The 12,574-nt window shown below is 42.5% G+C and carries 14 protein-coding genes (1 of these 14 only partly in view); all 14 read right to left on the reverse strand.

Translation table 11 applies throughout. From position 1 onward, the window contains the following. Window positions 1-1,147: the 5' portion of a choice-of-anchor I family protein gene (locus D0907_RS00100; protein WP_118843860.1), read on the reverse strand. The gene continues 638 nt to the left of window position 1, outside the view; the window shows 1,147 of its 1,785 coding nt (coding positions 1-1,147); it begins with the start codon at window positions 1,145-1,147; its stop codon lies off the left edge, out of view. Between the two features lie 138 nt (window positions 1,148-1,285). Then, window positions 1,286-2,647 carry a bifunctional UDP-N-acetylglucosamine diphosphorylase/glucosamine-1-phosphate N-acetyltransferase GlmU gene (gene glmU / locus D0907_RS00105; RefSeq protein WP_065978286.1) on the reverse strand — a complete coding sequence of 454 codons (1,362 nt, stop codon included), beginning with the start codon at window positions 2,645-2,647 and terminating at the stop codon, window positions 1,286-1,288. A 478-nt stretch (window positions 2,648-3,125) separates the two neighbouring features. Next, entirely contained in the window at window positions 3,126-3,548 is a 423-nt protein-coding gene (locus D0907_RS00110) for a F0F1 ATP synthase subunit epsilon (protein WP_036973718.1), read from the reverse strand. A gap of 13 nt (window positions 3,549-3,561) precedes the next feature. Next, a complete protein-coding gene (gene atpD / locus D0907_RS00115) occupies window positions 3,562-4,947 on the reverse strand; it encodes a F0F1 ATP synthase subunit beta (protein ID WP_036973717.1) in 1,386 nt (461 codons plus the stop codon). 32 nt (window positions 4,948-4,979) lie between these two features. Next, on the reverse strand, window positions 4,980-5,840 hold the full coding sequence (gene atpG, locus D0907_RS00120; RefSeq protein WP_118843861.1) for a F0F1 ATP synthase subunit gamma: 861 nt from the start codon (window positions 5,838-5,840) through the stop codon (window positions 4,980-4,982). Between the two features lie 59 nt (window positions 5,841-5,899). Next, entirely contained in the window at window positions 5,900-7,441 is a 1,542-nt protein-coding gene (gene atpA / locus D0907_RS00125) for a F0F1 ATP synthase subunit alpha (RefSeq protein WP_036973715.1), read from the reverse strand. A 14-nt stretch (window positions 7,442-7,455) separates the two neighbouring features. Continuing rightward, window positions 7,456-7,989, reverse strand: a complete 534-nt coding sequence (gene atpH / locus D0907_RS00130) for a F0F1 ATP synthase subunit delta (RefSeq protein WP_036973714.1) — start codon at window positions 7,987-7,989, stop codon at window positions 7,456-7,458. Between the two features lie 16 nt (window positions 7,990-8,005). Next, window positions 8,006-8,476 carry a F0F1 ATP synthase subunit B gene (gene atpF, locus D0907_RS00135; protein ID WP_036973713.1) on the reverse strand — a complete coding sequence of 157 codons (471 nt, stop codon included), beginning with the start codon at window positions 8,474-8,476 and terminating at the stop codon, window positions 8,006-8,008. Between the two features lie 42 nt (window positions 8,477-8,518). Beyond that, window positions 8,519-8,752, reverse strand: a complete 234-nt coding sequence (atpE, locus tag D0907_RS00140) for a F0F1 ATP synthase subunit C (protein ID WP_004335261.1) — start codon at window positions 8,750-8,752, stop codon at window positions 8,519-8,521. 55 nt (window positions 8,753-8,807) lie between these two features. Next, a complete protein-coding gene (gene atpB, locus D0907_RS00145; protein WP_118843862.1) occupies window positions 8,808-9,665 on the reverse strand; it encodes a F0F1 ATP synthase subunit A in 858 nt (285 codons plus the stop codon). A gap of 15 nt (window positions 9,666-9,680) precedes the next feature. After that, a complete protein-coding gene (locus tag D0907_RS00150; RefSeq protein WP_118843863.1) occupies window positions 9,681-10,061 on the reverse strand; it encodes an ATP synthase subunit I in 381 nt (126 codons plus the stop codon). 160 nt (window positions 10,062-10,221) lie between these two features. Then, entirely contained in the window at window positions 10,222-11,133 is a 912-nt protein-coding gene (locus D0907_RS00155; RefSeq protein WP_036973710.1) for a ParB/RepB/Spo0J family partition protein, read from the reverse strand. Between the two features lie 20 nt (window positions 11,134-11,153). Then, window positions 11,154-11,939, reverse strand: coding sequence for a ParA family protein (locus D0907_RS00160; protein WP_036973709.1), 786 nt, complete (start codon window positions 11,937-11,939; stop codon window positions 11,154-11,156). A gap of 13 nt (window positions 11,940-11,952) precedes the next feature. Next, entirely contained in the window at window positions 11,953-12,573 is a 621-nt protein-coding gene (gene rsmG / locus D0907_RS00165) for a 16S rRNA (guanine(527)-N(7))-methyltransferase RsmG (RefSeq protein WP_036973708.1), read from the reverse strand. Window position 12,574 lies beyond the last annotated feature (1 nt).

The raw sequence follows: 12,574 nt of genomic DNA on the forward strand, positions 1-12,574 counted from the left end.
TTGCTATACAATCAGCTTCGTCGGCTGTGTCAAAGAAGTATTCTCGTGCATCGCCTTCGTTAGCTGTAACGATGAAATTTGCACCTTTCCAGCTGAAACTAGCGATAGTATCGGGTTGATACATACCATATAAGCCTGGGTATGATTTAAAGTTCACCCCTCCATCTTTATCTGATGCATCAATGAGTAAATTAGACCAGTCTTTGAAGCCTAACCCTTTTAGCTCTAAGCTATTATTTTCCAAATTAACGATAGCCAGGGCATTATTTTCTTGTAGTGAAACGTAGGCAAACTTATTGTCTTTAGAGATGCTGATGTACTCAGGCTCTAAATCCATAGCTACGGTTGTATTAATTAGCTTGCCGTTGATTGTACGACCTGTCGGATTAGCAAAAACAATCCCTAATTCTTCAAGCTCTGCTTGTTTATCGTTATAGGCTGCGAAGGTGATGCTAATAGCAGTGTCAGCAATCACGCCATCATTGATGTTAATGATGCTAATTGAGCCTTCAGGATCAATACTGTAATCCCCATTCGGTTCGCCTTCGTTTGCAACCAGTACTTTATTACCATCATGGCTAAAGGTAACCATGTCGGGCAGGGCGCCTACAGATACATTCTTAATAAACTGAGGCTCGTCGCCACTAATATCATAAAATGCGATAAGCCCCGCATCACCCGTTGTTTTTGCAGCCATAGCTACAGCAAGTAATTCGTTATTTTCATCGATGGCGATACTGTTTGCATCACCCGCACTGTGCTCATTAAGAGACACGGTAATTGCAGAGGCCAAATTAGTGCCGTTTACAACGCCTTCGTTATCCTTTACGAGCGCAGCTCTGTCAAAGCTATCAGCCGGAATGATATTAACCACAGCAGAATCACCCGAACTATTAATTGCAAAATTTCTTTTTTTAGCCGCTTGATAGGCCACAATCTCTGCGGCACCTTCTGGGCTTTGTGCATTTAATACTGCACGGCCAATAAGATGAATATTTAAAGCTGAATGTGCATTAGTGCCATTAACACCATCTTGACCTGCGGGACCTTGCTCACCTTGTAAACCGTCTTTTCCATCATCTCCCTCTAATGAGCACCCCGTAAGAATAGACAACAGTGACAGAGCAAGCATTGATCTTTTTAACATTATTATTTTTCCTTTGTGTTGTATTTACTACATAACAACACACAGGCATGACAACAATATGGCATTTTTATGTGAACAAAATCCGGGCATAAAAAAAGCGAGTGTGAACTCGCCTTTTTCAATTAGGTTTAATGCAGCTTACTGTTTTTTAACAGGGCGCTTCCAACCACTGAGATTACGCTGTTTACCACGCGCTACCGCCAGTTGTTCATCTTCAACAGTATTAGTGATCACAGAGCCCGCACCAATCGTTGCTGTTGAACCAATATTCACAGGAGCGACAAGCGATGAGTTTGAACCAATAAAGGCGTTATCACCGATGATGGTTTTTGATTTATTTACACCGTCGTAGTTACAGGTAATGGTACCCGCACCAATATTTACCTTTTCGCCGATTTCAGCATCACCTAAATAAGTAAGGTGGTTTGCTTTTGAGCCCTTACCTAAGCGGGTCTTTTTCATTTCGACAAAATTACCAATGTGAGAATCTTCTTCCATAATGGCACCAGGACGCAGTCGTGCAAATGGACCTAAAGTACATTTAGTCGCAACAGTTGCTTCTTCGACTAATGAATTGGCTTTAATAATAACGTTATCACCAATGGTGCAGTCTTTAAGTACGCAATTAGGACCTATTTGTACATTATTACCCAGTGTTACTTTACCTTCAAAAATAACATTAACATCAATAAGTACATCTTCACCCGTTGTTACTTCACCGCGTACATCAATGCGTGCAGGGTCGGCAAGGGTGGCACCGTTTAACATCAGCTCCTCGGCTTGCCATGCTTGATAAGCACGCTCAAGTGCCGCTAGTTGTACACGGTTGTTTGCGCCTTCAACTTCCATTGGATGCTCAGGTTGTGCAGAGGTGATTTCAACGCCTTCACTGTGAGCCATGGCAACAATATCTGTTAGGTAGTATTCACCTTGAGCATTGTTATTCGATAGGTTACTTAACCAACGTTTCAGTAATTCACCATTGGCAGCCATAATGCCAGTGTTGATTTCTTTAATCGCTAATTGCTCAGCGGTCGCATCTTTTTGCTCAATAATACCGACTAATTTGCCATTTTCACGCAGCATACGCCCATAACCAGATGGGTCGTCTAATGTTACTGTTAATACTGCAAGTCCGTTTTTAGGCGTAACAGCAAGTAACTTTTCTAACGTCGCACGTTTTGTAAGGGGAACATCACCGTATAAAATCAACACGGTATCATCATCAGCGATATGCTCTTTAGCGACCGCGACAGCATGGCCAGTACCAAGTTGTTCTTCTTGTAGCACCCAATTTACTTGATTATGAGAAAGGGCGGCTTGCAATTGATCGCGACCGTGGCCATAAACTAAGTTGGTCTCACGTGCGCCTAAGGCCGTGGCATTATCAATTACATGTTGCACCATCGGCTTTCCAGCCACTTTATGAAGCACCTTTGGGAGTGCTGAACGCATACGAGTACCTTTACCCGCAGCGAGAATAACGGTTGTCAGAGACATTAAAACAATATCCTTCTTTCTTTGTTTTAGTTGAGCTGTTAATGAGTGTAATAAATAAGTCAACCTTGGTTAGGTAAGTCACGTCATGTGCAAATACTCAATCCTAATAAAGAGGACTGAACCTTAGATGAAATACTTATTCACATTTAATACACCACATTGTAACGGGCTTTGATGAAGGATATAAGTACTAAACGAAGAATAGGGCGCTTTAAACGAGTTTGCTTATACCATTGTGCTTAATTAAGTGGTCTATAATAATACTTAATCATTTTGAGTGATTAAACCAGTCGCTACCTGCGTTAAAAATTTCTGATTTAGAACAACTAAATAACTAAATTTTTGCCTTGTTATCAACGCGGTTTTATTGCCTCAAAATAGATCACTAAATTAAGCGGAATGGTATTACATAAATGTTGAGTAAATTACAGGCACAAAAAAGCCCACATTAAGTGGGCTTTTACAAAACCGAGTAGGCTTACTTTTTGCGTAATTGTTGAATTACGCGAAGTTGAGCGATTGCTTCAGCAAGTTGCACTGCAGCTTGTTGATAATCTAACTCAGCAGTTGACGTATTCGCCATTTGCTCTTCAGCATCACGTTTCGCTTTTTCAGCCGCTTGCTCGTCCAGATCTTCACCACGTACTGCTGTATCAGCAAGAATCGTAATACGATCAGGTTGAACTTCTAGCGTACCGCCAGCAACATACATCACGTCTTCGTGACCAAATTGCTTAACTAAACGTACCATACCAGGTTTTAGGGCAGTTAATAATGGAGCGTGGCCATAGTTAACACCAAGGTCACCTTCACTACCACTTACTTGAATCGATTCAACCAGACCAGAGAACAAGCTCTCTTCTGCGCTTACTACGTCAAGATGTACAGTCATAGCCGCCATACTACCCTCCTAATTACATGCTTTTGGCTTTTTCTTGAGCTTCTTCAATAGAGCCAACCATGTAGAACGCTTGCTCTGGCATATCATCAAACTCACCGTTTAAGATACCTTTGAAGCCAGCAATTGTGTCTTTAAGTGACACGTATTTACCAGGCGCGCCTGTAAATACCTCAGCAACGAAGAACGGCTGAGATAAGAAACGCTGGATTTTACGTGCACGAGATACAACTTGCTTATCTTCGTCAGAAAGCTCGTCCATACCTAGGATTGCGATGATGTCTTTCAGTTCTTTATAACGTTGAAGAACTGTTTGAACGCCACGCGCTGTATCGTAGTGCTCTTGACCAATTACTAATGGGTCAAGTTGACGTGAAGATGAATCAAGTGGGTCTACCGCAGGGTAGATACCAAGTGACGCGATATCACGAGAAAGTACTACTGTTGCATCTAAGTGAGCAAACGTTGTTGCTGGAGATGGGTCAGTTAAGTCATCCGCAGGTACGTATACCGCTTGGATTGATGTGATTGAACCCGTCTTAGTTGATGCGATACGCTCTTGAAGTACACCCATTTCTTCAGCAAGTGTAGGCTGGTAACCTACCGCTGATGGCATACGACCTAGAAGTGCTGATACCTCTGTACCCGCTAGTGTATAACGGTAGATGTTATCAACGAAGAAAAGTACGTCACGACCTTCGTCACGGAACTTCTCTGCCATCGTAAGACCTGTTAACGCTACGCGTAAACGGTTACCCGGTGGCTCATTCATTTGACCGTATACTAGTGATACTTTATCTAGTACGTTTGAGTCGTTCATCTCATGGTAGAAGTCATTACCCTCACGTGTACGCTCACCAACACCTGCGAATACTGAGTAGCCGCTGTGCTCGATTGCGATGTTACGGATAAGTTCCATCATGTTTACGGTTTTACCTACACCGGCACCACCGAATAAACCAACTTTACCACCTTTAGCGAATGGACATACAAGGTCGATTACCTTGATACCCGTCTCTAAAAGTTCAACTGAACTTGATTGTTCTTCATAAGAAGGCGCTGCACGGTGAATAGACATACGCTCTTCTTCACCAATTGGACCAGCTTCATCAATAGGGTTACCAAGTACGTCCATGATACGACCTAGTGTCTTCGTACCTACTGGAACGTGGATTGGCTGACCTGTACCTTCTACTGATGTACCACGACGTAAACCGTCAGTAGTACCAAGTGCGATACCACGTACCACACCGCCACCTAGCTGTTGTTGAACTTCTAAAGTTAAACCCGCTAAGTCGCCATCTGTTACTTTTAGTGCGTCATATACGGCTGGCACGTTGTCTTGTGGAAATTCGATATCCACAACGGCGCCGATAATTTGGACGACCTTACCTAAACTCATGTCTATTCCTCTCATTAAACTTTGCCGAAGCGTTAAACTGCTGCCGAGCCGCCAACAATCTCACTGATTTCTTGTGTGATTGCAGCTTGACGAGCCTTGTTATAAACAAGCTGTAACTCATCCATAAGGTCGCCAGCATTATCAGTTGCAGCTTTCATTGCAACCATACGGGCAGCCTGTTCAGAGGCAGCGTTCTCAACTACACCTTGGTATACTTGAGACTCAATAAAGCGTACTAACAGAGCTTCTAAAATAGCTTCTGGGTTTGGCTCATATAAGTAATCCCAAGAATGTTGAGATACTTCTTCTTCAGCTTTTGGCAAAGGGAGTAACTGATCGATTGTTGGCTCTTGCTTCATCGTATTAACGAACTTGTTAAATACGACGTATAAGCGGTCAATTTTGCCTTCAGAGTATGCATCTAGCATCGTTTTTACAGGACCAATAACGTCTTGTAATGAAGGTGTATCTCCTAAGTTCGCCTTTTTAGCGACTAACTTACCGCCGAAACGTTGGAAAAAGCCTGCTGCTTTGCTACCTAAAGTAGTAAATTCAGCATCAACGCCTTTTTCTTTCCACGTTTTCACGTCTAGGGCAACTTTTTTGAACTCGTTAGAGTTCAAGCCACCACATAGACCACGGTCAGTAGAGATAACAATATAACCAACTCGTTTTACTTCACGCTCTTCTAAAAAAGGGTGAGTAAAATCAAGATTTGCTTGAGCAACACGACCAATCACTTTGCGTAAGTTTTCAGCGTATGGACGGCTTGATGCCACACGTTCTTGCGCCTTTTTCATTTTAGACGCAGCAACCATTTCCATTGCGCTGGTGATCTTTTGAGTATTCTTGATACTCCCGATCTTGCTTTTAATCTCTTTTCCGCTGGCCATGACTCTCTCTCCGAATCAGGTGGGCTTTAGTTGCCTAAAGCTCACCATTCATAACTAAATTACCAAGTTTGCGTCGACTTGAACTTCTCTAGAAGTTCTTTAAGTTGCGCTTCAATCTCAGCGTTGTAGTTACCAGTTTCATTGATTTGAGCCATTAGCTCTGCGTATGTGCTGTTTGCATAAGAAATTAAGCCCGCTTCAAAGTCACCGATTTTCGCGATTTCGATGTCTTTTAGGTAGCCTTTTTCAGCTGCGAATAGCGACAGAGACATTTCAGCAACAGACATTGGTGCGTACTGTTTCTGCTTCATTAGCTCTGTTACGCGCTCACCATGCTCTAATTGAGAGCGTGTTGCATCGTCAAGGTCAGACGCGAACTGCGAGAACGCAGCTAATTCACGGTACTGAGCTAACGCTAGACGGATACCACCACCTAGTTTCTTAACGATTTTAGTTTGCGCTGCACCACCAACACGCGATACCGAGATACCAGCGTTAACAGCTGGACGGATACCTGAGTTGAATAAGTCAGTTTCTAAGAAAATCTGACCATCGGTGATAGAGATAACGTTTGTCGGTACGAACGCAGAAACGTCGCCGCCTTGAGTTTCAATGATTGGCAATGCCGTCAGTGAACCTGTTTTACCTTTCACTTCACCATTAGTGAACTTCTCAACGTAATCAGCGTTTACACGTGATGCACGCTCTAGAAGACGAGAGTGAAGGTAGAATACGTCACCTGGGTATGCTTCACGACCTGGTGGACGCTTAAGTAGCAATGAGATTTGACGGTAAGCAACTGCTTGCTTAGATAAATCATCATATACGATTAATGCGTCTTCACCACGGTCACGGAAGTATTCACCCATAGTACAACCAGCAAATGGTGCTAGGTACTGAAGTGCCGCAGATTCAGAAGCCGATGCAACCACAATAATTGTGTTTTCAAGTGCACCGTGCTCTTCTAATTTACGTACTACGTTAGCAATTGTAGATGCTTTTTGACCAACCGCTACGTACACACACTTAACGCCTGTGTTCTTTTGGTTGATGATTGCATCGATAGCTAAAGCAGTTTTACCTGTTTGGCGGTCACCGATTACAAGCTCACGCTGACCACGACCAACTGGGATCATCGCATCGATAGATTTATAACCAGTTTGAACTGGCTCATCTACTGATTGGCGCTCGATTACGCCTGGTGCGATTTTCTCAACAGGTTCAAAACCGTCGTTATCTAAAGCGCCTTTACCATCGATAGGGGCACCTAGAGTGTTAACAACACGACCAAGTAGACCACGACCAACAGGAACTTCTAAAATACGACCAGTTGATTTAACTTTTACGCCTTCTTTAAGGTCTGCGTATGGACCCATAACTACTGCACCTACTGAGTCACGCTCAAGGTTTAGTGCGATAGCATAACGGTTGCCAGGAAGCTCAACCATCTCACCTTGCATACAGTCAGCTAGACCGTGGATGCGGATGATACCGTCTGTAACAGATACGATAGTACCTTCGTTACGAGCTTCACTTACAACTTCGAACTGCTCAATACGTTGTTTGATCAGATCTGAAATTTCAGTGGAATTAAGTTGCATGCTCTTTTTCCCAATTACGATTGTAGTGATGTAGCTAAGCGGGCTAACTTGCCGCGTACTGAGCCGTCAATTACAGTGTCACCCGCCTTAATAATAAGGCCGCCAACAACTGTAGCGTCTTCACTACAATTCAGCTTAACTTTGCGTGCGAAACGTTTTTCAAGTGCCGCTACCAATGTTGCTTGCTGCTCAGCAGAAAGCGGTGTTGCAGAAACCACGTCTACGTCGGTTTCTTTATCGTAATCCGCTTTTAATTCAGCGAATAACTCTGCAACAGCAGGCAGTGCAACTAAACGACCATTTTCAGCCATTACCTTAACTAGGTTCTGGCCTTGTTCGTTGAGCTGCTCTGCACAGATCTTAATAAAAAGACCTGCTTTTTCAGTAGCAGTAGGCAATCCAGCTAGCGCAGCAGCGGCTTGCTCATTGCTGGCAACTTGGCCAGCAAAGAACAGCATGTCGTTCCAACTTTCAACAGTGCCTTTTTCAACAGCAAGTTCAAAAGCCGCTTTAGCGTATGGGCGAGCGATAGTAGCCAATTCAGACATGCTCATACCCTCCTAATTACAGCTCAGCGACAAGTTTTTCAACGATGTCACTGTGTGCGGCTTGATTGATTTCGCGCTCTAGAATCTTCTCAGCACCAACCACGGCCAGAGTTGCTACTTTCTTACGTAGCTCTTCTGTTACACGGTTACGCTCTGCTTCGATTTCAGAGTGCCCTTGAGCAATAATTTTTTCACGCTCTTGTTGACCACGAACAGTTTCTTCGTCAACGATAAGCGTGGCACGCTTTTTAGCTTGTTCAATGATATCAGCCGCTTGAGCTTTTGCCTCTTTAAGCTGCTCAGCAGCTTTCTTTTGCGCAAGTTCTAAGTCTTTTTCGGCTCTATCAGAGGCAGCTAAACCATCTTCGATTTTCTTCTGGCGAGCTTCAATTGCACCATTTAGTGGTGGCCATACGTATTTCATACAGAAAAGTACGAATACCGTAAATGCAATTAATTCACCGATAAGAGTGGCTGTTAAGTTCACGACCGCTCCTCCTTAAAATAGTAAGCTGTTCAAAAAATAATATTAAAGTACGAACAACAATACCATTGCGATACCAACACCGATCATAGCTACGGCATCGATTAGACCAGCAAGGATGAACATCTTAACTTGTAGTGAAGGTGCAAGCTCTGGTTGACGCGCACATGCTTCTAGGAATTTACCACCCATGTTACCGAAGCCGATAGCAGTACCGATTGCACCGAAGCCGATAAGTAGAGCAACAGCGATATACTTAAGACCTAATACTAGTTCCATTTTTTTCTCCAAAGTTTCAATTGTAAATTAAAATTAAATTTTAAAAGTGTAAAAATTAGTGATTATCTGAGCTTGCCATGCTTAGGTAAACGATTGTTAGCATCATAAATACGAATGCTTGCAGCACGATTACTAAGATGTGGAATACAGCCCAAATAAAGTGCAACGGTAGTTGCATTAAACCAACAGCGCCGATCAAGATGAAAATCAACTCACCAGCATATAAGTTACCGAATAAACGCAGTGCTAACGAGAACGGCTTAGCAACTAAAGCGATTGTTTCTAGTAATAAGTTACATGGGATTAAGAACACCATTGCTAGCTTGTTTTTAGAGCTAAATGGGTGCAGTGTTAGTTCCGCTAAGAAACCGCCAATCCCTTTGATTTTAATTGCGTAACCGATCATCAGAATAAATACACCGATTGCTAACGCAGCAGTCATATTGATGTCTGTTGTCGGTACAATTTTCATGTATACGTCGTGAGAGTCCATACCAAATGCTTGCTCACCAACGAAGCCAGCGAATGCAGGTAGGAAATCAACCGGGATCAAGTCCATTAAGTTCATTAAGAACACCCAAACAAAAATCGTTAGAGCTAATGGAGCAATTAAACTACTTTTGCCGTGGTAAGTATCGCGTACGTTGTCGCCAACGAATTCAACGATCATTTCAATGAAGCATTGAAATTTACCAGGTACACCGGTATTTGCTTTTTTAGCGGCACTACGGAAGATCCATAAAAATACAAGACCTAAACCGATTGACCATGCGAGGGTATCTATGTTCCATGTCCAGAAGCCACTGTCCGCACAAGCTTTATTGAAGGCTAGACCAGCGTCGGTCGAGCACATCTTAGCATTGGTTAAGTGGTGCTGAATATGGCTTGATAGAGTTACTTCTTCTGCAGCCATGTTATATCCCAAAAGTTAATGATTAAAAAAAACGGGTGCGAACAATCCGCTAAATAACACCAATACATACACACAAAAAAACGGTAATAAAACGACCGTGTAAGACTTCAGTATCAGTGCAAACAACACAATTGTTAGCATAAATTTTAATCCGTTGCCGCGCTTTAGCGAGGCATACACTTGATTTGTCCGACTTGCACCCATATATCTGAATGCATAAACGACAAATACAAAATTAGGGAGTAGTGCAACAGCTCCGCCAGCAAGCGCTGACTGGCCGGCATTGACTCCCCAACCTACATAAACAATTACTGCAGCGATTATCGCTACGATACCCTGAAGACAAATTAATTTAAATGCGGCAAGCCTATATGGCTTTGCTAACCTATTAGTCACGTTTTATTAACCTTAAGAACGTTCATATTGTCAGGGTATGAAAACTGGCGAAATTATACTGATTCCTACCAGTTTTGCAACTTGAGTCGACCCTTTGTAGCGCAAAAACACCACAAATGTCTCTTTTTGGACATGTTATTAATTAATGACGGGAATAGTCTTAATTTATACGGCTTAAAATGCCATCTAACTCATCAAAGCTTGTGTACGAAATAACCAGCTTGCCTTTGCCTTTTTTGTTGTAGTTAATTTCTACTTTAGCCCCTAAGTTCTCGGCAAGTTTTTGCTCTAACTGTTTGACATCTGGATCTTTTTCGAGCACTTCTTTTTGAGGTGCTGGTTCTAAAATTGAACGAACAAGCTTTTCAGTTTCACGCACAGTTAACGCTTTTGCGACAGCTAATCGCGCCGCATCTGACTGCGCTTCACCTTCAAGTGCTAATAAACAACGTGCATGACCCATTTCAATGTCGCCATGCTCTAACAGTATTTTAACATCTTCGTTAAGATTATTTAGGCGTAGTAAATTAGTCACTGTGGTACGAGATTTACCAACAGCTTCGGCCACTTGCTGATGAGTAAGCTCAAACTCATTCAATAAACGATTAAGTGCAATGGCTTCTTCCATTGCATTTAAATCTTCGCGTTGAATATTTTCAATAAGTGCAATAGCAACAGCCGCTTCATCAGGTACGTCTTTGATAATACAAGGTACGCTATCTAATTTAGCTAATTGAGCAGCACGCCAACGACGTTCACCAGCAATAATTTCGTATTTATTTGCACCAATAGGGCGCACAACAATAGGTTGAATTATGCCTTGCGCACGAATCGAGCTTGCAAGCTCTTCCAATGCTTCTTCAGACATGTCTTTACGTGGTTGATATTTACCTGACTGTAAAAACTCAATCGCTAATTTTTGCAGTTCACCTTTATTTTGCTCTGCCACAGCATCTGATACAGGCTCTGTTGTTACAGCATTTTGTTGCTGATTATCTGCACTTGGGGCAGGTTTTGATGAACTTAATAAAGCGTCGAGTCCTCGGCCTAAACCGCGTTTTTTAGCAGACATGTTATTTTTTTACCTCAAAGTTAGGCTACTGCTGAAGATGTTTTCTCTTTTCTACGTAACATTTCACCGGCAAGGGCTAAGTATGCTTTTGCACCACTTGATGCGCGGTCATAATACATGGCAGGGGCACCAAAGCTCGGCGCTTCTGCTAAACGGACATTACGTGGGATAACGGTACGATAAACTTTATCGCCAAAATGTTGTTTTAATTGTTCAGATACGTCATTTGCAAGGCGATTACGCGGATCATACATGGTGCGTAAAATACCTTCAATTGTTAACGCTGGATTGACCAACTTCGACAGCTGAGTAATGGTGTCCATTAATGCAGTTAAACCTTCAAGGGCATAATACTCACATTGCATAGGCACTAAAATAGAATCAGCTGCTGCCATCGCATTAACCGTTAGCATATTCAGTGAAGGTGGGCAGTCAATAAAAATGAAGTCGTATTGGTCTTGCACTTTTTCAAGGGCATTACGTAAACGCACTTCACGGGCAAATAATTCCATCAATTTAACTTCAGCTGCTGTGACATCGCCATTAGCTGCAATTAAATGATATTCACCTGACGTTTCTTTATTGATTACTTCTTCGATTGGGGTTTCTTCTATCAATAAGTCATAAATAGTTGCAACGTCACCGTATTTATCGACACCGCTGCCCATGGTCGCGTTCCCTTGTGGGTCAAGATCGATTAATAACACTTTACGCTTTGTCGCGGCCATAGAAGCCGCAAGATTTACAGCGGTGGTTGTTTTACCAACCCCCCCTTTTTGGTTTGCTAATGCGATGACTTTTGCCACAGTGCTCTGATCCCTAGTCTTTAGATAGAATAATTAAATGCCTTTGCGCATCTAACTCAGGTACTTCCAAGCTAATTTTTTCGTCAAACTTTATACCCGCTGGTAATGAGTCAAGTTCGTCGCTCGGAAATACACCTTTTAAGGCGATAAATTTACCCGAATGATCAATCAAGTGCGAACACCAGTCAACCATATCTTGCAAAGAGGCGAATGCACGACTTAATACACCATCTAATTTAACACTTGGTTGATATTCTTCAACTCTAGACTGTACTGGGGTTACATTTTCAAGACCCAGTGCGTGTTTTACCTGCATCAAAAAGCGTACTCGCTTACCTAAACTATCTAACAAAATAAATTGTGTGTCAGGTAAAGCAATGGCTAATACGATACCCGGTAAACCCGGACCGGTGCCAACATCAATGTAATGTTTGCCTTTTAGGTGTGGCGCAACAACTAAGCTATCCATAATATGCTTAATCATCATCTCTTCAGGTAAGCGCACCGATGTTAAATTGTACGCTTTATTCCACTTGTCTAATAATTCAACATACTGAACGAGTTGCTGCTGTTGTTTTTCTGTTAGCGCAATATCAGTTTGCGCTAACAGTGACGTTAATTGTTGTTGTAACACT

The organism is Pseudoalteromonas lipolytica, from assembly GCF_003515105.1.
GTDB classification, from domain to species: domain Bacteria; phylum Pseudomonadota; class Gammaproteobacteria; order Enterobacterales; family Alteromonadaceae; genus Pseudoalteromonas; species Pseudoalteromonas lipolytica.